Source organism: Pseudomonas sp. PDM09, assembly GCF_014852305.1.
Lineage (GTDB): Bacteria > Pseudomonadota > Gammaproteobacteria > Pseudomonadales > Pseudomonadaceae > Aquipseudomonas.
Genome location: NZ_JACVBI010000001.1, coordinates 994,355 through 1,014,894 on the forward strand (window position 1 = coordinate 994,355; position 20,540 = coordinate 1,014,894).

The 20,540-nt window shown below is 60.0% G+C and carries 17 protein-coding genes and 1 pseudogene; 9 read left to right on the forward strand and 9 right to left on the reverse strand.

Annotation, left to right across the window (positions count from 1 at the left end):
• Positions 1 to 4: 4 nt before the first annotated feature.
• The 3 genes from IB250_RS04415 to IB250_RS04425 form a co-directional block, all read right to left on the reverse strand.
• Positions 5 to 1,249, reverse strand: coding sequence for an NAD(P)/FAD-dependent oxidoreductase (locus IB250_RS04415; RefSeq protein WP_192343130.1), 1,245 nt, complete (start codon positions 1,247 to 1,249; stop codon positions 5 to 7).
• 82 nt (positions 1,250 to 1,331) lie between these two features.
• Positions 1,332 to 1,559: a lipoyl domain-containing protein gene (locus IB250_RS04420; protein WP_218396122.1), complete on the reverse strand. Its 228-nt coding sequence runs from the start codon at positions 1,557 to 1,559 to the stop codon at positions 1,332 to 1,334.
• On the reverse strand, positions 1,556 to 3,577 hold the full coding sequence (locus tag IB250_RS04425; protein ID WP_192343131.1) for a thiamine pyrophosphate-dependent enzyme: 2,022 nt from the start codon (positions 3,575 to 3,577) through the stop codon (positions 1,556 to 1,558). The genes IB250_RS04420 and IB250_RS04425 overlap by 4 nt, the downstream gene beginning before the upstream one ends.
• 283 nt (positions 3,578 to 3,860) lie before the next feature.
• Between IB250_RS04425 and IB250_RS04430 the strand changes: the two genes are divergently transcribed.
• Genes IB250_RS04430 through IB250_RS04465 form a run of 8 tightly spaced genes read left to right on the forward strand, consistent with a single transcriptional unit; the run spans position 3,861 to position 12,329 of the window.
• The gene (locus IB250_RS04430; RefSeq protein ID WP_192343132.1) at positions 3,861 to 5,210 is read left to right on the forward strand and encodes an aromatic ring-hydroxylating oxygenase subunit alpha; all 1,350 of its coding nucleotides are present in this window, start codon (positions 3,861 to 3,863) and stop codon (positions 5,208 to 5,210) included.
• Positions 5,211 to 5,225: 15 nt separating this feature from the next.
• On the forward strand, positions 5,226 to 6,119 hold the full coding sequence (locus IB250_RS04435) for an enoyl-CoA hydratase/isomerase family protein (RefSeq protein ID WP_192343133.1): 894 nt from the start codon (positions 5,226 to 5,228) through the stop codon (positions 6,117 to 6,119).
• 13 nt (positions 6,120 to 6,132) lie between these two features.
• The gene (locus tag IB250_RS04440) at positions 6,133 to 7,287 is read left to right on the forward strand and encodes an acyl-CoA dehydrogenase family protein (RefSeq protein WP_192343134.1); all 1,155 of its coding nucleotides are present in this window, start codon (positions 6,133 to 6,135) and stop codon (positions 7,285 to 7,287) included.
• The gene (locus IB250_RS04445) at positions 7,287 to 8,354 is read left to right on the forward strand and encodes an acyl-CoA dehydrogenase family protein (protein ID WP_192343135.1); all 1,068 of its coding nucleotides are present in this window, start codon (positions 7,287 to 7,289) and stop codon (positions 8,352 to 8,354) included. The genes IB250_RS04440 and IB250_RS04445 overlap by 1 nt, the downstream gene beginning before the upstream one ends.
• Before the next feature lie 12 nt (positions 8,355 to 8,366).
• Entirely contained in the window at positions 8,367 to 9,149 is a 783-nt protein-coding gene (locus IB250_RS04450) for an SDR family oxidoreductase (protein ID WP_192343136.1), read from the forward strand.
• A 10-nt stretch (positions 9,150 to 9,159) separates the two neighbouring features.
• Entirely contained in the window at positions 9,160 to 9,939 is a 780-nt protein-coding gene (locus tag IB250_RS04455; protein ID WP_192343137.1) for an enoyl-CoA hydratase/isomerase family protein, read from the forward strand.
• Complete coding sequence (locus IB250_RS04460) at positions 9,940 to 11,442, forward strand: class I adenylate-forming enzyme family protein (protein ID WP_192343138.1); 1,503 nt, start codon at positions 9,940 to 9,942, stop codon at positions 11,440 to 11,442. It begins immediately after the preceding gene.
• A gap of 41 nt (positions 11,443 to 11,483) precedes the next feature.
• Positions 11,484 to 12,329: an SDR family oxidoreductase gene (locus IB250_RS04465; RefSeq protein ID WP_192343139.1), complete on the forward strand. Its 846-nt coding sequence runs from the start codon at positions 11,484 to 11,486 to the stop codon at positions 12,327 to 12,329.
• 280 nt (positions 12,330 to 12,609) lie between these two features.
• Here the strand turns inward: IB250_RS04465 and IB250_RS28980 are convergent, their stop codons facing one another.
• From IB250_RS28980 to IB250_RS04475, 3 genes and pseudogenes are all read right to left on the reverse strand, one after another.
• Complete coding sequence (locus tag IB250_RS28980; RefSeq protein ID WP_412548330.1) at positions 12,610 to 13,329, reverse strand: methyl-accepting chemotaxis protein; 720 nt, start codon at positions 13,327 to 13,329, stop codon at positions 12,610 to 12,612.
• A gap of 153 nt (positions 13,330 to 13,482) precedes the next feature.
• Positions 13,483 to 14,802, reverse strand: a pseudogene (locus IB250_RS28985) (HAMP domain-containing protein); the annotation flags it as partial.
• Positions 14,711 to 15,505, reverse strand: coding sequence for an SDR family oxidoreductase (locus tag IB250_RS04475; protein ID WP_192343141.1), 795 nt, complete (start codon positions 15,503 to 15,505; stop codon positions 14,711 to 14,713). The pseudogene IB250_RS28985 and the gene IB250_RS04475, both read right to left, overlap by 92 nt.
• Positions 15,506 to 15,602: 97 nt before the next feature.
• On the opposite strand from IB250_RS04475, the gene IB250_RS04480 reads away from it, so the two are divergent.
• A complete protein-coding gene (locus tag IB250_RS04480) occupies positions 15,603 to 16,403 on the forward strand; it encodes an SDR family NAD(P)-dependent oxidoreductase (protein ID WP_192343142.1) in 801 nt (266 codons plus the stop codon).
• Position 16,404: 1 nt separating this feature from the next.
• Here IB250_RS04480 and IB250_RS04485 read toward each other — a convergent pair whose 3' ends face one another.
• Genes IB250_RS04485 through IB250_RS04495 form a run of 3 tightly spaced genes read right to left on the reverse strand, consistent with a single transcriptional unit; the run spans position 16,405 to position 20,535 of the window.
• Positions 16,405 to 17,838 (reverse strand): MFS transporter, encoded by a 1,434-nt coding sequence (locus tag IB250_RS04485; RefSeq protein ID WP_192343143.1) that lies wholly within the window; start codon positions 17,836 to 17,838, stop codon positions 16,405 to 16,407.
• A gap of 26 nt (positions 17,839 to 17,864) precedes the next feature.
• Positions 17,865 to 19,229 carry an MFS transporter gene (locus tag IB250_RS04490; protein WP_192343144.1) on the reverse strand — a complete coding sequence of 455 codons (1,365 nt, stop codon included), beginning with the start codon at positions 19,227 to 19,229 and terminating at the stop codon, positions 17,865 to 17,867.
• A gap of 1 nt (position 19,230) precedes the next feature.
• Positions 19,231 to 20,535, reverse strand: coding sequence for an MFS transporter (locus tag IB250_RS04495; protein WP_192343145.1), 1,305 nt, complete (start codon positions 20,533 to 20,535; stop codon positions 19,231 to 19,233).
• Positions 20,536 to 20,540: the final 5 nt, after the last annotated feature.

Below are 20,540 nucleotides of genomic sequence, written 5' to 3' on the forward strand. Positions count from 1 at the left end.
CGGATCAGGCTCGCGCCTCAGCGATGAGGGTCTTGAAGGGCACTTTTTCGTTCGTTAGAGCTTGCGGATTCAACCGAGCCCGTTCGGCCACCAACTTCTTGGAAAGCATAAATTCCTGGGGTTTGTTGACGGCGTCGACGGAGAGCAAATGCCCATCTTTGAAGTAGAAGACGGCAAAAGAGCGGGTGTTTGGGTCGCTCAGATCGCCGCGTACAACGAACTCATCAAACCCTTCCGAGAGCCCGACCATCTGCAGTTTCAAGTCGTATTGGTCGGACCAGAACCAAGGCACCGAGTGATAAGGCACCTTGTTGCCAATCAAGGTATTTGCCGCGACCTTTCCCTGTTCCATTGCATTGGGGACCGACTCCAGGCGCACCCGTCTACCCAGGTATTGGCTCGGATGGTTGGTGCAGTCGCCAGCGGCGACGATATCGGGATCGGATGTGCAGGCGTATTCGTCGACGATCACACCATTGTTCACCACCAGGCCGGCGGATTCGGCGAGCTCGGTATTGGCGATCAAGCCGATTCCAACCACCACCAGGTCTGCCTCGATCCGGCTGCCATCCGTCAGGTGCACGTGGGTGATTCGTTCGTCGCCTTCAAGCCCGGCGACCTGTGCGCCGGTGCGTAGGTCCACGCCGGCTTCACGGTGCACTCGCTCGAAAAATGCCGAAACTTCCGGGATCGTCACGCGTGCCAGTACCCGTGGCAAGCCTTCCAATACAGTGACCTGAAGGCCGAGCTTGAGCGCGACGGCGGCGGTTTCCAAACCAATAAAACCACCACCGATAATCACCATGCGGGCGCCAGGCTTGGAGCTGGCGCGAATACGCTCGATATCGTCGATAGTGCGCAACAAGAAGACATTGGGGCGATCAGCACCCTCCAGCGGCAACGGGCGCGCCCGGCCGCCGGTGGCGATCACCAATTTGTGGTAGGGAATGGAGCGTCCGTCTTCCAGGCTGACCTGCTTGTGTTCGCGGTCGATATGGGTAGCTCGTACGCCCCCGATAAATTCGATCTCAGCCTTTTCCAGGCTAGCAAGAGGTACCACGTACAACTCTTCGGCAGTCACCAGGCCCGCGTAGTAGGCCTTGGATAGCGGCGGGCGGCGATAGGGAACATGAGGCTCGTCGCCAATCATGGTCACGCGCCCGGTGTATCCGAGTTTGCGGAGTTCGCTTGCCACCTCGCCACCGGCCTGGCCGGCGCCGAGTATGACGATACCTGCTGCTTCGCTCATGTTGCCTCCAGGCAATCCTGATTACTGACGGAGTTCTTGTTGTCGTGGCCACCCCGGGATGACGCCAGGGTGGCTGGGGGTGTCAGTCGATACGACCGACCAGATGGCCGATGGGGAAGATCTCGCCGGCATTGACCAAGGTGGTCAGGGTGCCGCTGGCCGGGGATTCCACATCCAGTACGGACTTATCGCTTTCGATCGAGTAGATGACTTCCCCTTCGGCGACTTGCGCACCGTTCTCGGCGATCCATTCGACCAGTTGCACTTCGGATACGGCATCACCGGCGGCTGGGATTCTGAGTTCAGTCATTTCATGATTTCCTGAGTAGCTTTAACGATGGCGTCAGCGCCTTTGTAATGAAGGCCGAGCAGGCCCCCATGTTTCGGAACGGGCGCGTAGGCGCCAGCGATCCGTTGTATGGGAGCTTTGAGCTTGCCGAACAGCTCCTGATAGAGCAGGGCGGAGATTTCGGCGGCTGGGCCCATGAAGTCGGTGGCGCGGTGGGCGATCACGGCACGCCCGGTCTTGGCGACGGATTCGAGAATTGTCTGGCCATCCAGTGGTACCAGGCTGCGCAGGTCGATGACTTCGGCGCTGATACCTTGGCCCGCCAGGGCTTCAGCAGCCTTGAGGGCATCGCCCACCGCAGGGCCGTAGGAGATGATCGATACATCACTGCCTTCGCGGCGGATGGCCGCCAGGCCCAGGGGTATGCGGTACTCACCTTCCGGCATTTCCGAGCTGCCAAACAGGTTCAGCATGGAATGGATCAGCACCACTGGGTCCGGATCGAAGATCGCCGACAGGAGCAGGCCTTTGGCGTCGGTCGGGTTGTTCGGATAGCACACTTTCAAGCCAGGGGTGTGCATCAGCCAGGCTTCGGTTGACTGCGAGTGCTGGGCGCCATTGCCGGCTCCGACCAAGGTCATCATGGTCATCGGCACGGACATCTGTCCGCCCGTCATGTAGCGGGCTTTGGCGGCGTGGTTGACCATCTGGTCCATGGCCACGGGCAGGAAGTCCATCATCAGCAGTTCGCCCACTGGTTTCAGGCCTGCCAGGCCGGCGCCAACACAGGCGCCGAAAATGCCTTGTTCAGCAATCGGTGTAGAACGCACGCGATCACCAAAACGGGTGGACAGGCCGCGGCTGATACCAACCACGCCACTGGCTGGGTCGGCAATGTCTTCGCCCAGCATGATCACGCGTTCGTCTTGTTCCATAGCAATGGCGAGAGCTTCGTTGAACGCATCGCGCATTGTCGCCTTGCGCATCGGACCGGCCGGTAGGGCAGACGATTGCGGGCGAGTGCGGCTGATCGGTTGGAAGCCAGGGTCTTGATAAACATCGCTGACCACATCGGCTTCGGTAAAGGGGGCAACAGGGGTTTCCAGCACAGTGGCCATGTCACGCGCCACTTCATCCGCTACACCCGCTTCCAGTGCCTGGAGTTCTGCCTCGTTGGCATGACCTTCGGCTAGCAGTTGTGCACGCAGTGCCTCGATAGGGTCGCGGGCGCGCTCGGCGGCCAACTCTTCCTGGTTCATATAGGCGCCGGCGTCGGCAAAGTAGTGCCCGCACAGACGGTAGGTCATGGATTCGACGAAGGTCGGGCCGTTACCGCTGCGGGCGCGCTCGATGGCTTCATTGAAGACGGCGGCCAGGGCATGCGGATCGCGACCACTGACGGTGACACCGGGCATGCGGTAGCCATCAGCCCGTTCGGCCAGCTTTTCCAGCACGGAATAGTCGGAGAGCGGAGTGGACTCGGCCCAACCGTTGTTGTGGCAGACGAAGATGATCGGCAGCTTCCACAGCGAAGCGAAGAGCATCGCCTCGTGAACAGCACCAATGCTGGTGGCGCCATCGCCGAAGCTGACCGTGACCACCTTGCCGCTGCTCTGCAATTGCGAGGCCAGGGCCAGGCCGACGCCGACCGGAGCGCTGGAGCCGACGATACCTGTGGTCATCATCAGACCAAGGTCGGCGCGTGCCACGCCCATGCCGCCGCCCTTGCCGCCGCATACGCCGGCAGAGTGACCAATGCATTCCGCCAGCAGCTCACGCAGAGGCAGGCCACGGGCCAGGGTGTCTGCCAGTCCGCGGTAGATGGTCACCATCTGGTCGTCCCTGCCCAGGCATTGAGCCAGGACGGAAGGAGCGAGCTCTTGACCGGTGACGGGGTAGAAGCTGAAGGAGATCTTGCCGGCACGCAGTTGCTTGGATATGGCCTGTTCGGCGGCACGGATCAGAGCGACACGTCGGTAGATGGCCTTCATTTCGGCGGAGGCGAGAGGGGCCGGGTCTTTATGGGGGGGCGTCGACACGCGTACATCTCCTATGAATAGGGTTCAGGTTGTTGTGATTCTTGAGTGCCTGCACTGAGGCAGGTCTGAATCCTGTGGAAAATAAAATAACCGCAGAGATTTAACTTGTATACCTAATTTATCTATCTAGTTTTTTTTTGCGACTGCGTTTGGGCGACGGTGTCATGTCGGTGAATCAAATGGGCTTGTGCTGTGTAACTTAGTTAACTATATTGGCGATGTCGTTCGTCAGCGCACGTTAACCGTGACCGCCCAGGCGTATGAAAGGAATTGAGGAGGGGACATGTCCGGCAAAGAACAAGCAAAACAACCCACGCTCGGCATCCGCATGGCGGAAGACGCACAGCGCCCCATAGAAGGGGCTTTTGCTACCCGTTCCACATTCGATATGGGGACTGCAGACCTGCCCGTGGAGCGCTACATCTCGCGGCAGTTCCATGAGCGCGAGATGCAGGGGCTCTGGTCGCGTGTTTGGCAGATGGCCTGCCATGAAGGCGATATCCCGGAGATCGGTGACTACATCACTTACGAGATCGGCAATCGCTCCTTCATCGTGGTGCGCACGGCTGTAGATGAGATCAAGGCCTACCCAAACGCCTGCCTGCACCGAGCCATGCGTCTGGTCAAAGGGCAAGGCAAGGCCGGCGCCTTTACCTGTCCTTTCCATGGGTGGTCATGGGATCTGAATGGCTGTAATCGCCGCATTACCGAGGACTGGGATTTTCCGCAAACCTGCGATCGCAATATGAACCTGCCGGAGGCTAAGGTCGGCACCTGGGGCGGCTTCGTGTTCATCAATCCCGATGCCGAAAACGCCGAGCCATTCGATAAGTGGATCGGCGTGCTGCCCGAGCATTTCAGTCGACTGCCGCTGGAAGACTTCCGCGTCGCCGTGCATGTCGCGCGCATCGTGCCTGGCAACTGGAAAGTGGCGATGGAAGCGTTTATCGAGTCCTACCACGTGATGCCGACGCACCCGCAGTCGGTGCCGGTGTCCGAGTACGCCGAGACCCAGTACGACATCTTCGATCGCAACGTCAGCCGTCTGGCCACCGTGTCGGTAGCACAGGCCTCCGGTATCACTCGCAAGATGTCGCAGCAAGAGTTTGCCGACTACGCGTCCAAAGGCACCGGGCGCGAGCCGATTCAAGTTCCGGAAGGCATGACCTACCGCAGCGCCTTGGCGGATCAACGCCGCCAAGCGGCCGCCGCTGCGATGGGCAAGTCGCTGGACCATCTCAACGATGTCGAGTTGCTCGATGCGATCGAGTACTTCCTGTTCCCTAACTTCATGCCCTGGTATGGCATGGGGCTTCCGATCGTCTATCGCTTCCGCCCCAATAAGGACAACCACGACAGCTGCATCATGGAGGTTTACGTGATGACGCCGCGGTTGCTTTCCGAGCCCATGCAGAAGAGCCCGGAAATCCTCTGGTTGCCGGAGGACAAGCCCTTTGTCGACTGCCCGGCACTTGGGCGTCTGGCGCCGATCTTCGATCAGGATTACGAAAACATCGAAGGCGTCTGGGTGGGGCTGCAGTCGACCCTGAAAAAAGGCTTGGTGCTGGCCAGGTACCAAGAAGCGCGCATTCGTCATTACCACGGTCGCATCGACGACTTTATCAATGCTTAAGAGAAGTAAACGACCATGAACAACATCCCCGATAACACCGAGGAAGATCTTTCTCAGAGCATTCTCTATGAGGTCATCGATGGGCATATCGCCCGCATCACGCTGAATCGGCCGCACCGCAAGAATGCGATCGTGACGCCGGACATGAACGACATGCTGGCCCAGGCGTTCGCCAAGGCGCAGGACGACGACGAGATCAAGGTGATCATCCTGGCGGGTAACGGCAGTGATTTCTGCTCCGGGGAAGACACCAAGAAAATGCCGGTCGAGGCGTTCGGCCTGAAAAAGGGTGGTCGGCTTGGCCAGTCCAAGCGCATGCGTGGTATCCGAAAGCTGCTCGACAGCACCCTGACCGGCACCATTTGGGGCGACAAGGTGGTGATCCTGGCAGCGCAAGGCGCTGTACTGGGGCAGGGGTTCTCCTTTGCCATGACGGCTGACATTCTGATCCTCTCCGAAGATGCGTATGTAGCTCGTCGTCAGAGCCGCATTGGTTTTGCCGGCTTTGAAACCCAACTGCCGATGACCATGCTGCGCCTGGGCTTGAACCGGGGGATGGAGATTCTCCTGACCGGTCGCAAGATGAGCGCCCAGGAGCTCAAAGAGTGGGGGGTCGCCAACTCGGTGGTGCCGCGTGAAAAACTGGAAGACGAATCGCTGCGATATGCCCGCGCCGTGGCGGCCCACAGCACCGACAACCTGATGCTCGGCAAGCGTGCGCTGCAGCAGTACTTCCATGGACTGGGTATTGGCGCCTTCCTTAACTTCGCTACCGTAGGGCACCCGTTGTTCTCCAACGTGGTATGGCGAGAGGACGAGATTAATTTTCTGCGCGAGCGGGATCGCGTCGGCGGCCGCCAGGCCATGAAAAACCTCAACCAGGTCTGGGACGACCTGGGGTTCGACTGAGGCGCCGCGGACTATGGAACTTAACTACGGACCAGAACACGACGAGTACCGCGAACAGGTACGCGGCTTTCTTCGCGAAACCTGGAAGGAAGGTGCGGATGTCGTCGCCTTTCGTCAGCAGGCCATTGAGGCCGGCTACCTGTATCGGGGTATTCCCAAGCGTTTCGGCGGTTCTGAGCAGCCGTCCGATGTCATCCGGGCACGAATCATTGCCGAAGAGTTCGCTGCGGCCAAGGCGCCGGGGGAAATCAAAGGCAATGGCGTGCAGATGCTGGTGCCGACCCTGCTCGAGCGCGGCGCCGAATGGCAGAAGGAGCGCTTTGTCGCCAAGACGCTGAGCGGCGAGTATCGCTGGGCCCAGGGCTTCAGCGAGCCGGGCTCGGGCAGCGATCTGGCAAGCCTGCGGACCCGTGGCGTATTGCGCGATGGACAGTGGGTGATAAATGGCCAGAAGGTATGGACGTCCTATGCCAAGGACTGCCAGTACATGTTCGCGCTGATTCGCACCGAACCGGAGGCGAGCAAGCACCAGGGTATCTCCTACCTGTTGATCGATCTCGATCAGCCGGGCATTGATATCCGCCCGATGAAGCAGATCAACGGCGGCAATGATTTCAACGAGGTGTTCTTCACCGATGCGGTGACCCCCGAGGACTGGATCGTCGGTGAGCGAGGCGAGGGCTGGAGCGTATCGAAGTCGTTGCTCAAGCATGAACGCAACATGCTCGGTGGCATCGACCGCTCCGAGTCCCTGTTCGACAGCCTGCTGGGGTTGGCGAAACGGACCGTCAAAAATGGTGTGCCGGCGATCAAGGATCCTTGGGTACGTGATCGACTGGCAGCGCTCAAGGCCGAGCTGGAAGTGCAGCGCTGCTCCAGCTTCATTCAGATGAGTCGCGAGCTGTCTGGTGATGGTGGCGGCCTGCTGCAGATGATGAACAAGCTTGGCCAATCCAACTACGCCGCGGCGGTGGCGGAGGTTGCCAATGCGATTCTCGAAGACGAAGGGTTGATCTCCCCAATCGGTAACCGCCGACCGGGTAACGAGCGCTGGGTGAATCAGTACATGAACTCCCTGGCGGCGGCGATTGCCGGCGGCACCTCCAATATCCAGCGCAACATCATCGCCGAGCGTGGTCTCGGCTTGCCGCGGGAGAGCAGTCAATAATGAGGTTCGATCTAGACGAGCAACAGCGCGCCTTTCAGGACGCTGTGGTGGATTATCTGCGTACCGAATGCCCGATGAACCGCGCTCTTGAGCCGCACGAGCATGGCCACGCCGACTTGACGCTCTGGCGCGGGTTGATGGAACTGGGCATCGGCGGCATGGTAGTGCCGGAAGAATATGGCGGCCTCGGTCTTGGCCTGCTGGATCTGGCCGTGGTGGCCGAGCCGGTGGGGCGTTATGCCATGCCGGGTCCGTTCTTCGAGCATGCCTTGGCGACACTGGCCATCACCATTGCCGGCAGCGACGAGCAGAAAGCCAAATGGCTGCCGGCGTTGGTGACGGGTGAACTGCGCGCCACGGTGGCCTTGGCGGAAGCCAAGGGTGAGTGGACAGCCGATACCTGGACCCTTGAAGGCGAAGGGCATCTGACCGGTCGCAAGCAGTACGTGCTGCACACCGAAGGCGCTGATCTGATTGTGGTTGGCCTCAAGGGCGGCGCGCTGGCGGTGGTTCAGGGCGATTCCAGCGGTATCGAGCGTACTGCGGTCCCGTCAACAGATGCTGGGCGTACGCTGGCCCACCTGGAATTCAACCAGGTCGCCATGGAGCGTCTGCCATTGGCGGCTGGCCAGAGCATAGTAGACGCCGGGCTCATTCTGTTGGCTGCCGATGCCTTCGGTGGCGCTTCCCAGGCCGTGCATCTGGCGGTGGAGTACAGCAAGGAGCGCGAGCAGTTCGGCCAGGTAATCGGCGCTTTCCAGGCAGTGAAACACCAACTGGCTGACATGGCATTGATGGTGGAGCCCTGCGTCGGCCTGTACTGGTACGCCGCCCATCTGTTCGATACCGCACCGCTGGGCGCCCATGAGGCGGCGGCCTTGGCCAAAGCCCATATCACCGAGGTGTACCCGAAGATCACTCGCCGCATGATCGAAGCCCATGGCGGCATCGGTTACACCTGGGAATATGGCGCACATGTCTGGCTCAAGCGCGCGTTGTTCGATCAGGCCTATCTGGGCATGCCCCAGTCGCACCGTGCGCGTGTCGCCACAATGTCCGGCTGGTAAGAGAGGGTTTTCATGACAGGCAAGACCGTATTTATTTCGGGTGGTACCAGCGGGATCAATCTGGGTATCGCCAAGGGCTTTGCCGCCCAGGGTGACAAGGTGCTGGTGTTCGGACGCGATCCGGACAAGGCCGAGGACGCTGCCGAGCAGATCCGCGCGCAAACGGGGGGCACCGTCATGGCTGGTAGTGCCGATGTGCGTGATTTCGCGGCGGTGTGTGCACTGTTCGAGCGGGCAACTGAAACGTTGGGAGCCCCCAGCGTGGTGATCGCCGGCGCAGCGGGCAACTTCATGTCGCCGGCCGTGGGTATCTCGGCGAACGGCTTCAAGACGGTGGTCGATATCGACTTGCTGGGCACCTATAACGTGTTCCGTGCGGCCTACGATTTTGTCCTCAAGCCCGGTGCTTCGCTGATCGCCATCACTGCGCCGCAGGCCGTGCAGCCACTGCCACAGCAAGTTCATGTATGTGCCGCCAAGGCAGGTGTGAACATGGTGGTCAAGGTGTTGGCGATGGAGTGGGGGCAGGCCGGCATCCGCGTGAACGCCATCTCCCCCGGGCCGATTCGCGGTACCGAAGGTGTCGAGCGCATGGCGCCGACCGAGGAAGACAAGATCAAGTGGAGTGCGCATACCGCTTTGCGTCGTTTCGGCACGCCGAGCGATATTGCCCAGGCGGCGATATTTCTATCGTCTGATAATGGCAGCTACATTACCGGCACCATTCTCGATTGCGATGGCGGCATGAAGTTGGGTGATGCCAGCGGTGACTTCATCACCCCGCCACAACGTTAAGGACCCGACCATGACCGAGCTCGTTCAATTTGAAGTGGGTGACGATCATGTCGCCACCATTACGCTCAACCGTGCCGACAAGATGAACGCCATCAACGCCGAGATGATGGTGGAGATCAGACGCCTGTGGAACGTCGTGCGCGATGACGATCATATCCATGCGGTGGTATTTCGCGCCGATGGCAACCGCGCGTTTTCCACTGGCCTGGATCGTGTTCAGGGCTTCCAGTACCCTGACAATATCTGGAACAAACCCGACCCGGGCGAGAGCCTGGATCCCAAACATCACAAGGTATGGAAGCCGGTGATCACTGCTGTCAGCGGCATGTGCGCCGGCGGCGCCTTCTACATTGTGGGCGGTTCCGATGTGGTGATCGCTTCCGACGACGCGACCTTCTTCGACCCCCATGTCGACTTTGGCTTGGTCGCCGCCCTGGAGCCGATCAGCATGGCCCGGCGCATGCCACTGGGCGAAATCCTGCGGGTCTCGCTCATGGGCGTGGAAGAGCGAATGAGCGCTCAGCGTGCCCATCAGATCGGCCTGGTCAGTGAGCTGGTACCCCACGAACAGTTGTGGGCTCGTGCACACAAAGTGGCGGCCATCATTGCATCCAAACCGTCCGTTTCCACTCAGGGCACCGTCAGGGCTATTTGGGAGTCTCTGGATACCGGCCGTTCACAAGCCATGGCGCGCGGGCTGAGTTACACCCAGCTGGGTAACCCGCTGGGCATTCCGCAAGTGGAAAATATGCTGCAGAGCGGCAAACGCAAAGACTATGAGGTTCGTTGAATGACTGGTATCGCCGAACACATCATTCGTGCCACTGAAGCTGGTGGTCCGCTGGTCGCCATCGATTTCGACGGGCAGACCCTCAGTTGGCAAGACCTAGGGGACGCGATTGCCGAGCTGGGCGCTGTGCTTGCCGAGGTAGGCATCGGCCAGGACGCGGTTATTGGCCTGCTGGGGCGCAATCGGCTTGAGCAATTGAGCAGTTTCATTTCGATTCTGGGTGCCGACCGTGGCTTGCTGTTGATCAATGCCATACGCCCCTCGCACCTGGTTGCCGAAGAAGTCGCAGGCCTGGGCCTCGCGTGCCTAATCGGCAGTCGTGACGACCTGGGCGCCGATGTGGTCGCCGTCAGCGAGGCGTGCGGCGCTATGGTATTGGCTGCAGAGGTTCGCGATGGCCGCCTGTTCTTCGAACAGCTGGCCCCGTTACGCGCCAAGACCTGGCATTTGCGCGAGGCGAACACCCTGATCGAGATCCAGACAAGCGGCACTACCGGCGCACCTAAACGTATCCCGGTATCCGAACGCACCATCAGCGCCTCACTGCGCGATGGTGTGCGCAGTGCCAAGGGCACGGTGGAGAACTTCGAACTCAAGCCGCAAACCTCGCCGACGCTGATGTTCAGTCCCCTGGTGCATACCAGTGGCACCTTTAACACCCTGATGTCGGTGTTCGAGGTGCGCCCCATCGTGCTTTTCGAGAAGTTCGATGCCGAGCGTTATCGCCAGGCCCTGGTGAAATACCGACCCAAGTTTGCGCCGCTGCCGCCCACGGCAATCAAGATGATGGTCGACAGCGATGCGACCCGCGACGATTTCTCCAGTGTCCGCGCGGTGCGCGCAGGCACGGCACCACTGTCGGTGGAGCTACAGCAAGCCTTCGAGAGCAAGTTTGGTGTTCCGGTGCTCACTACGTATGGCGCAACTGAGTTCATGGGTGTGGTGACCAGTTGGACGCTGGAAGACCACCAGAATTTTGCTGCCAGCAAACGCGGCAGCGTAGGGCGGGTTTCCAAAGGTGTGCAGTTGCGTATCGTCGATCCAGCCACCCGCGAGGAAGTGGAGCAGGGCGAACAGGGCATTCTCGAAGCCAAACTGGACCGTATCGATGGTGGCAAGGACTGGATCCCTACTACTGACCTGGCCCGGCTGGATGCCGATGGTTTCCTCTACATTGTCGGTCGCGCCGACGATGCCATTATCCGTGGCGGTTTCAAGGTCATGGCGGGGAAGGTGGCGGATGTCATCAAGCTGTCCCCGGGCGTGTTCGATGCCATCGTGCTGGGCGCTGCAGATGAACGTCTGGGAGAGGTGCCGGTCGCGGTGGTCGAGGCTTATCGGGGCGCGGCTCTGGATGTAGCGACGATCCGTCAGTTCGCCAAGGACAACCTTTCGCCCTACGAGGTGCCGGTCCGCATCTACGTGGTGGACAGCCTGCCGCGTACTGTTTCGGACAAGATCAGCCGCCCGGCGGTAAGGGAGTTGCTGGCCAAGCTGCCCTAATAAAAAATCTGCCCGCCCCACCCACCACAAGGAGTCTTGCAATGTTGGATTTTCGCGACAAGGTCGTGTTTATCAGTGGGGGGGCCGGCGGCATCGGCAGCGCCATAGCTCGCGAGCTGCTACAGCAGGGGGCTCGCGTAGCTCTCGCTGACATCGACCTGGAGCGAGCCCGTGTCGTGGCTGCCGAGCTTGGCAACAGTGATCAGGTGATCGCCCTCCAGCTAGATGTGACTGACCCAACTAGTTGGGTGGGAGCCCGTGACGAGGCCGAGAGAGCCCTGGGGCCTTGCGACATTCTCTGCAGTAATGCGGGAGTCTCCTTCACTGGCACCCTGGAAGAAATAACCGTGGAAGCCTGGCGTTGGGTCTACGACGTCAACCTGTTCGCCTCCTTGCACGCCGTGCAGGCGTTTCTGCCAGGGATGAAGGCTCGGGGACGGCAGGGGCATGTCCTGCTGGTGGCCTCCATTACCGCGTTACACGCCTTTGCTACGCAAGGCGCTTACACGTCCAGCAAGGCGGCACTGGTAAACTTTGCCAAAGTTCTGCAATTGGAGCTGGCGGGGACATTTATTGGCGTATCAGTGCTGTGCCCTGGTGTCGTGGCCACGCAAATCCGCGCTAACGCTCTGCATGCCAGGCCCGACGCTCTACGTCACGAAGACGGTGTCGCCACGCATCTCTCCACCCAGATGGGCATGGCGCCAGAGCATGTCGCTCGAGCTGCTGTGACTGGCATGCGCCAGCAACAGTTTTACCTGTTTCCCCACGCCGACTATCGCCCCTCCGTCGCGGCCGATTGCGAGGCCATGTTGGCGGCTATGCAGGTATCGGCCGATCCGGAGTATCACGAGCCGGTGCAATTGTTGAATCTGCCGTCTCGTTGATCGGAGGGGAGCGGCGGGCCTAAGCCTTTCTTCCTGCCTGAGCGCTTCGCTAATAGAAAGTTTCCGTCGGCTGGGAGCCTTCGGTGTCAATCGGTCCTGATTGATACAAGGCGTCGGCAATCAGTATTTTCTGCCAAAAAGCACACACTCTGGGCCGTTAACTGCCTATTCTCATCGACAGACAGCCGCCCCCTGACAGGAACCTTTCGCAAGAGACACCTCATTACGGCGAGACGTTCGCCTTTTTCACGCTGGCGGTCTCAAGTAAGGAGACGAGGCGCTAAGCTCGAACCTGGAACGCGCCGATCAACGACTTGAGCTCCGATACTTGCAGGCTGAGCTGCTGACTAGCTCTCTCGGTACGACCCGCACCTTCGGCTGTACGCTCCCCCGAGGCATTGATCTGCACAATACTGCGGTCGATCTCGTGGGCGACTGCCGTCTGTTGTTCTGCAGCAGCGGAGATCTGTTGGTTCTGATCGACGATGTTGTTGACCAGGTTGAGGATGTGGGCGAGGGCGTGTTGCATCTGGTCGGAGTGGCTGACTGTCGTTTCCGCTTTGGCGTTGCTGTTGTTCATGGCTGTGACGGCTTCGCCCACGCCGCTTTGCAGGCGACTGATCATCAGTTCGATCTCTTCGGTGGATTGTCGGGTACGTTTTGCCAGGCTGCGCACTTCGTCTGCTACCACGGCAAAGCCGCGGCCTTGTTCGCCGGCGCGGGCTGCTTCGATTGCAGCGTTGAGCGCCAGCAGGTTGGTCTGCTCGGCGATGCCCTGAATGACTTCCAGTACTTGGCTGATGGCCTGGCTGTCATTGGCCAACTGGTTGATCACGCGTACCGAATGTTCGATCTCGCTGGCCAGGGCTCTGATGCTACCTACCTGGACATTGAGCAGTTCCTTGCCGCCAATGGTTTCGCGGTTCACGTCCTGGGCATTGCTGACTGCCGCGGCGGCGCTATGGGCTACTTCTTGTACCGTTGCTGCCATCTGCTTCATGGCCGTGGCTACCTGCTCGATCTGGTCGCGCTGGGCAGAAACTTCGTTGTTACTGTGGCTGGATACATGGGCCACCTGGCTGGCCTGATGTTCTACTTCGCCAATGGTGCGGCCAACGCGTTCTATCAGGTCGTGCACCTTGGCGATGGAGACGTTGAATACGCGGCTCAGGTCGCCCAGCTCGTCGCGGCTGACGGCCTCTACGCTAACGGTCATGTCGCCTGCAGCAACATTATCCATCACATCGCTCAGACTCTGGAGGATGCGGCGGATAGAGGTATAGAAGCCGCTGGCTAGGTAGATGATCACCAGCAGTGTGATCGCCAGAGCTGCCAGTAACAGAGACATGGTCCGGCGGTCTTTGGCCAGGCGAGTTTCGAGCCGCTGCTCCAGGCTGGAGAATATGGCCTGATTGAGCTGCTCGGCCTTGTCCATTTCGCTACCGGCGGTTTGGAAGAGCGCGGGCCAAGTCATGGTCAGGTCACCCGCCAGCAATACCTGGTTTTCCACCAGGGTGATGACGGCGGCGATAGAGCGCCGCGTGTCCTCGCTGGCCGCTTCAAGCGTTGGACGGGTGTCGGGGTGGGTGTCGAACAAGCGCGAGACTTTGCTGGAGAAGTTGTCTTCGAGCCGATCCACTTCGCTCAACTGTTGCTGGATCAGGTCACCATCGGCTGAGCTCAGCATGCCGACCGCCAATGTCGAGGCTGCCAGGGTGCGGATCATGCTTATCGAGGCATCGATTTCTCCGCCCATCACCGAGAGGTATCCGGCCAGCTCTCGAACCACGGGGTTTTCATCGATGCCAAGGCCGCTATTGGCGGCGATTGACTCGATCAGCAACTGCATATTGCTCAGTTGCTTGCGTACGCTGTCCCGTTCGCTGGTGTGCAAGCCATCGGCCTTGAGGGCCTGCATATCGTTGAGCAGCGTATCGTAGAGGCCGGTTTTGTCGAGCCGGGTCAGGCCTCCATCGGCGAGACCGTTCAGCTCCAGCATCGCGTTGACCACTTGGCTTTCGAGCCGGCTGATACGTTGGTCGATATCGCTGTTCTGCATGGTCAGCGGCGCTTTGTTGCGCAGGGTCATCAAGCTTTCCAGATCCATCATGGAACGGCGTATTTGCAGGCTCGCTTTCAGAACGGCGAGGCTGTCGTGTTCACTATGGGTGGCCTCGAGTTGCTGATAAGCCTTGAGCACCAAGGTGCCGCTGGTGGCGAGCAGCGCCAGAATGAACAAGGCACAGATCAGGCTGAATTTCATGCCGAAGCTCAGGCGGTTCATTAGGCGAATGGCGGGGTTGATCAGCGTTTGCATGGAGGCTCTTGTTGTTTTTGTCGGTGGGCTGGCAGCGCCGGGCAGATAGCGGATAGTGCGTGGATCAATGCATGTACAGCCCCCCGTTGACGTGCAGTGACTGACCGGTGACGGCATCGGAGAGCGAGGAGGCGAAAAACAGCAGAGTGCGTGCATATTCTTCGGTGCTTGGGATATAGCGCAGGGCGGCCTGGCTGCTGACCTGGCGCAGTTCATGTTCCACGCTGGTGCAGTTTTGCTCAGCACGGGTTTCCATGACCTTGCGCACTTGCGGTCCCCACATGAAGCCCGGGTGCATGGAGTTAACCCGGATGCCGTATTCGCCAAGCTCCATAGCAATCGCTCTGGTCATGCGTTGCAGAGCGATCTTGGAACCGGCGTAGGCTTCACTGCCGGGCAAGACTTTTTCGGCAGTCATGGTGTTGATCATCACGATCCGGCCACTGCGTTGTTCGACCATATGCTGCGCTACGGCCCGGGTCATCTGCAGCGTGGCGAACACGTTGACCTCGAAGCACTCCCGATAGTTGGACAGGTCCGGTTGCGAATCGAGCAGGCTGGTGCGCTGAGGCCAATCACCGCGGTAGGCGATATTGATCAGCGTATCTATCCGGCCAAACTCCTTAATCGCCAGGCTCACGGTTCTTTCGCAGTCTTCGAGCACGGCGATATCGCACACCACGGGCAGGCAGCGCCGGCCTTTCTCGCGTACCTCTTCGGCAATGCGTTCGATGTGTTCCGCGCGGCGTGCGGTGATGATCAGGTCCGCTCCTTGATCAGCGAATAGCAACGCGGTGTCCCGGCCGAGGCCTTCGCCGACTCCCGATAGCAATACGACTTGCTGGGTCAACCATTTCATATCATGCACCCTCATGCTGGTTTACGTAGTTATCTAGGTGATCTATGTTATATTTCTTGTGTGTGTGTGGCAATGGCCTAGTAGGCGGGAAGGGATCATGGATGTAGTAGCAGGACAGGTCGCGGTCATAACCGGGGCGGCTTCAGGTATTGGTCTGGCATTGGCCATGGCGTTTGCCCAGCGCGGCGTCCATATCGCACTGCTGGATATCGAGTCAGAGGCGTTGAGCGAAGCGGCGCGTAATGTAATGAGCAAAGGCGTGCAGGTTTTGCCACTGGTCTGTGACGTCGCCAATCGTGCGGAGGTAGAAGCTGCCAGAGACCAGGTGTTGGAGCGCTTCGGTCGGGTCGATATCCTCTGCAACAACGCTGGTGTCATGCTGCCGTTCGGTCCCTTATGGACGCTGGATGCGACGGGCTGGGAATGGATTCTGAACGTTAACCTGCGGGGCGTTTTCAATGGCTTGCATGTATTCACGCCCTTGCTGGTTGCTCAGGACAGCGGTTATGTGGTGACTACCGCTTCCATGGCGGGCGTATCGACCATCCCTGGTAATGCGGCCTACAACGCCACCAAGCATGCCGTGGTGTCGCTCACCGAGACCCTGGAAGCAGACTTGCGCGTGGCGGGGAGTAAGGTCGGTGTGACGGTACTGTGTTGCGGCCTTGTCCGTACACGTATACGCGATGCGGCGCGCAACCGTCCGGGGCACAGTAACGTCCCGCTTCAGGTGCCTGACGCGGCGGCCAGCGCCAGCGGTGCCGGCCACATTGACCCTGAAGAGGTAGCGAAGCAGGTACTGGATGCCATCGCTCAGGGTCAGCTCTATCTGTTCACCAACCCCAACTCGCAGGTCCGCGTGCGTACTCGCTTTGAACGTATGTTGGCGGATTGCTGAGTCAGTGCTGCCCACTCTCTAGAGCCATAGACGGGTGATTCCGAGGTTCACGGGGAGTGGGCACCAGCCAGGCGGCAAGCAGGGCAATCGCACTGCAGAGGATCAGAAACAGAAAGGCCAGGCGATAGGCCTCTGCACTCGGTAGCGGCGTACCGCCACCGTCAGGGGTTACCAGCGAGCTGGCCAGCAGCGTGGCCAGTATCTGACTGCCCAGCGCGGCGCAGGTACTCCTGCAGACCTGGGCCAAGCCCATGGCCTCGCTAGTCCGATTCGCTGGTGAGGCTATGACCACCTGGTTGCTGGTTGCGCTGAACAACACGGTGATGCCGAAGCTGAAGACCACCACGGTCAACAGTAGCGCGCTCAGTGAGTTCAGGTTCAGCAACGGCGGAACCCAAGCCGCCAGGACCAGCGCGCCGCCTACCAGCATCGCGACACGAATGCCGTAGCGGGCGGCAAGCAAGCCGGCGACCGGCCCGGCGACAAAACCCATTAAGGTGGTGGGCTGCTTCAGCAGTGAAGCGGCTGTGGCTGTGAGCCCCAGCCCGGCGCCGCTCCACGCCGGTTGCTGGGCCAGACTGAGGATCACCGCGCCACCAATCATCGGCCCCAGACCAATGGCAGCAAAGACCAGGTTGGCCAGCAAAATCCTGCGATCGGCAAACAGGCGCACGTTGATCAGCGGATCCGGGTGACGGTACTCATGGCGTGCCCACACAACTAGCAGCACAAGGCTGGCCATCAACAGTCCAGCGCTTTGCGGTTGTAGCCAGCCGCTCTTGGCCAGGGTCAGGGACAGCATCAGGCCGGTGACGGCGGGTACGAACAGGGCTCCCCCCAGAATATCCAGCGACCCGTCGCTGACCACGGGAGGAGAGGCTGGTACCAGGCTCCATACGGCAACCATACCAACTACTGCCAGCAGGGCGCTGAAAAAGAACATGCCATGCCAGTCATACAGATCGATGATGGCGCCGGCCACTAGGAAGGCCAGACCTGAACTTACGGCCATCACACCGCCCATGACGCCAATGTTGAACGTGAGGGTTTTGGGCGTCATGTTCTCGCGCATTAAGCCCAAGCACAGAGGCAGCACGGCGCCGGTGACACCTTGGAGCGAGCGCCCGAGTATGACGCCTGGCAACGTGGTGGACAGAGCGCTGATCAGCGAGCCGCATGCTGCGATGGACAACACGGTCACCAACATGCGCCGGCGGCCGTAGAGGTCACCCAAGCGGGCGAACAGCGCGACACTGCCGGCGGCCACGATAAAGAAACTGGACAGGACCCAGCTGACAGCAGCGGGATCGGCGAATACGCGGTTGAGCGTTGGCAGCGCCACGAATGCCATGCTGACTTCGAACGTGCTGGTTATCTCGGCAATGGCCAGTGCCAGCATGATCAACCAGGTTGAACGGGGAGTAGGAGGGTTCATTGTTATTGTCTCCGTTGCTGAAGAGGTCATGGCCGGAGCGTCACGGGGCCGATGCGGAAGATGAAATACAGAGCAGTGAGCGATAGCAGCCCGCTGACAACGATGGCTTCGGCGATGGTGACGGTGCTCGGATGCTGGCCACCGCTCAGTTGCATCAGGATGGTTACGCCTGTGAGGCCCATGACTTGAAAAACCTGTTGGCCGATGGCTGAAAGGGTCGTGGCGGCGCCGGTATCCTCAGGTGCGACACCGTGAAAGATCATGACCGCGGTGGCGCTGATGGTAAGTGAGCGGAAAAAACCGAATGCCAGGAGCAAGGCGCCGATCAGCCAAGGTGAGGAGGTTGGTGTGAGCAAGGCGCAACTAATGAACGCAAGTGCTGCGAGCACTGTTGAACTGGCCATCACCTCGCGGCAGCCGTACCGATCGAGCCAACGATAGGTATAGGGTTTGGTAAGCAGTGACCCTACTGCGATCATCACGATCAAAATGCCGGTCAACGACGGGGAGAGACCCAGCCTCGATTGCAGCAACAACGAAAGCAAAACAGGCGCAGCATTCATCAGCAGCCGGCAACACAGATCTGTTCCCAGCGCGCGACGGAACAATGGCGACCTGAGCAGCGATAGTTGCAGTAACGCATGCTCATGATGCCAGGCGTGAGCGACGGCCAGCACGCCAAGCAATAACCCTAATGCGACGGCAATAGTGCCGACTTGCCAGAGTGCCCTGGATAGCATTATCAGTCCAAGTACGAACACTAGCAGCGCCAGGCTGGTAATCAGCATGCCTAGCAAGTCCATCTTCCGTGGCTGGGTTTCCCGGAAGTTTCCCAGTAGCAGGGATACAGCCAGTAGACTGCACAGACCCAGTGGCACATTGAGAAGGAATATCCATCGCCAACTGGCGTACTCCACCAGCATGCCGCCTACCAGCGGCCCTAACATCGGTCCGAGTAATGCTGGGAGTACGAAGGTTGTATAGGCGCGTACGCGCTCATCGGCGGCGAAGGTGCGCATGATCACCATACGCCCCACGGGGAGTAGCAGCGCCCCGGCCGCGCCCTCGGTAAAGCGCGCAACAAGCAGTACGTGTAAGGAAGGAGCCATAGCACAGGCCACGGACGCGAGAACGAAGCTTAATATTCCCAGCAGAAATACGTTCCGCCCACCGAATCGATCAGCCAGCCAGCCGCAGGGCGGTACGCTGGCAGCGGCGCCCAGCAGATAGGCAGAGATGGTCGCCGAAACCGCCAGAGTGTCACGCTGCAGGTCGACTGCGATCGCCGGCAGAGCGACAGCTACTGACGTGGCGTCGAGGGTTTGCAATAACACCGCAACGCCTAACACCCACGGTGTCAGATGCTCTGTATTGCGCGCCTTTGAGGTCATGTCAGTAACCGTCGCCCAGCGCTTGCTGGCTGGATCGCCGCATGTACCACATCGCCCGGGCGATAAAACCGCTGCCAATAATGCTGAATAACACTGAACCGAGCATGCCGTAGGCAATGGCGGTGTTGCCGGCCCACGGCGTCAGATGGTCGCTGAGCATGCCCAGGAGCAATGTGCCAAGCCCGAACGAGCCGAAGTTGAATGCCATCAGCAAAATGGACAGCGTGGTGCCACGCAATGCAGGCGGACAAAGTGTGGTGGTGACGCCATAGCCCGTGCCGATGAAAAACTGGGCAAAGAAGGCGACAAGTGCCAGGCACATGACGGCAGTCACCGCGTCGCTCACGACAACGAACGTGAACACCGCAAGGATGCTCGAGAGCAGGGTGCCCAACACGGGGGAAATCAGCTTGCGCCATTCCTCGATACGCCCAAGACGATCCGCAATAAAACCGCCTGCGGCCGCACCCGCCGCGCCGCACAAGCCCACTGCCACAGACGCTGCCAGGCCTGCTTGCCGGATGTCCATGCCATGAACGCGGATCAGGAAACTGGGGCTCCAGATTGTGATTGCCGCCGGCACCACGGCGCAGAACACCATGCCCAGAAGAATGTTGCGGAGCGCGCTGTCACGCCAGATGTGAGCCAGCACTTGAGACAGCGTAACCGGTCCCGTGCGCTGCTCGGGCGGGTCATACCGACCGCGTTGTGGCTCATGCACGGTAAACGCGATCAGCAGCGCCAGCAGCAGGCCAGGCAGCCCAGCAATGAAGAATGCGGCACGCCAGCCATGGGTGGCGGCGATGTAACCGCCCAGCGCCAGGCCGAGGAAGGCGCCTGCCGGTGCTCCTAGGGCAAACAGTCCCATGGCGGTAGCCCGTGTGCGACGCTGGAACGTATCGCTGATGATAGACAGGCTGAGCGGCGAAAAACCGGACTCAAATGCGCCGACGCCGATGCGCGAGAGAAATAGCAGCAAGATACTGGTGGCCAAGCCTGCCATGCCAGTCATCAAGCTCCAGGCAATGATCAGTGTTACAAGTAGGTTTTTGCGGTTGATACGGTCGGCCAGCATGCCGACGGGAATACACGCCAGGGCGAAGGGCGCCGTACTGGCTAGACCAGCGAGCAGGCTGACCGTCGTATCGCTGATGCCAAACTCCGCTTTGATCGGCTCGATCAACACCGAAATCACTTGCTTGTCGAGGGTGTAGACCATGTAACCGCAGATCAGGAGGAAGAGGACATACCAAGGCTTATCGGTGTCTGCTTCAGGCCGCTCGTTGTTGGCGTTCGTATCGTACATCGGGG

Coding starts and splice junctions, on each gene's coding strand:
- IB250_RS04415 (WP_192343130.1), bottom strand. CDS start 1,249: ATGAGCGAAGCAGCAGGTATCGTCATACTCGGCGCCGGCCAGGCCGGT.
- IB250_RS04420 (WP_218396122.1), bottom strand. CDS start 1,559: ATGACTGAACTCAGAATCCCAGCCGCCGGTGATGCCGTATCCGAAGTG.
- IB250_RS04430 (WP_192343132.1), top strand. CDS start 3,861: ATGTCCGGCAAAGAACAAGCAAAACAACCCACGCTCGGCATCCGCATG.
- IB250_RS04435 (WP_192343133.1), top strand. CDS start 5,226: ATGAACAACATCCCCGATAACACCGAGGAAGATCTTTCTCAGAGCATT.
- IB250_RS04440 (WP_192343134.1), top strand. CDS start 6,133: ATGGAACTTAACTACGGACCAGAACACGACGAGTACCGCGAACAGGTA.
- IB250_RS04445 (WP_192343135.1), top strand. CDS start 7,287: ATGAGGTTCGATCTAGACGAGCAACAGCGCGCCTTTCAGGACGCTGTG.
- IB250_RS04450 (WP_192343136.1), top strand. CDS start 8,367: ATGACAGGCAAGACCGTATTTATTTCGGGTGGTACCAGCGGGATCAAT.
- IB250_RS04455 (WP_192343137.1), top strand. CDS start 9,160: ATGACCGAGCTCGTTCAATTTGAAGTGGGTGACGATCATGTCGCCACC.
- IB250_RS04460 (WP_192343138.1), top strand. CDS start 9,940: ATGACTGGTATCGCCGAACACATCATTCGTGCCACTGAAGCTGGTGGT.
- IB250_RS04465 (WP_192343139.1), top strand. CDS start 11,484: ATGTTGGATTTTCGCGACAAGGTCGTGTTTATCAGTGGGGGGGCCGGC.
- IB250_RS28980 (WP_412548330.1), bottom strand. CDS start 13,329: ATGAAGCAGATGGCAGCAACGGTACAAGAAGTAGCCCATAGCGCCGCC.
- IB250_RS04475 (WP_192343141.1), bottom strand. CDS start 15,505: ATGAAATGGTTGACCCAGCAAGTCGTATTGCTATCGGGAGTCGGCGAA.
- IB250_RS04480 (WP_192343142.1), top strand. CDS start 15,603: ATGGATGTAGTAGCAGGACAGGTCGCGGTCATAACCGGGGCGGCTTCA.
- IB250_RS04485 (WP_192343143.1), bottom strand. CDS start 17,838: ATGAACCCTCCTACTCCCCGTTCAACCTGGTTGATCATGCTGGCACTG.
- IB250_RS04490 (WP_192343144.1), bottom strand. CDS start 19,229: ATGACCTCAAAGGCGCGCAATACAGAGCATCTGACACCGTGGGTGTTA.
- IB250_RS04495 (WP_192343145.1), bottom strand. CDS start 20,535: ATGTACGATACGAACGCCAACAACGAGCGGCCTGAAGCAGACACCGAT.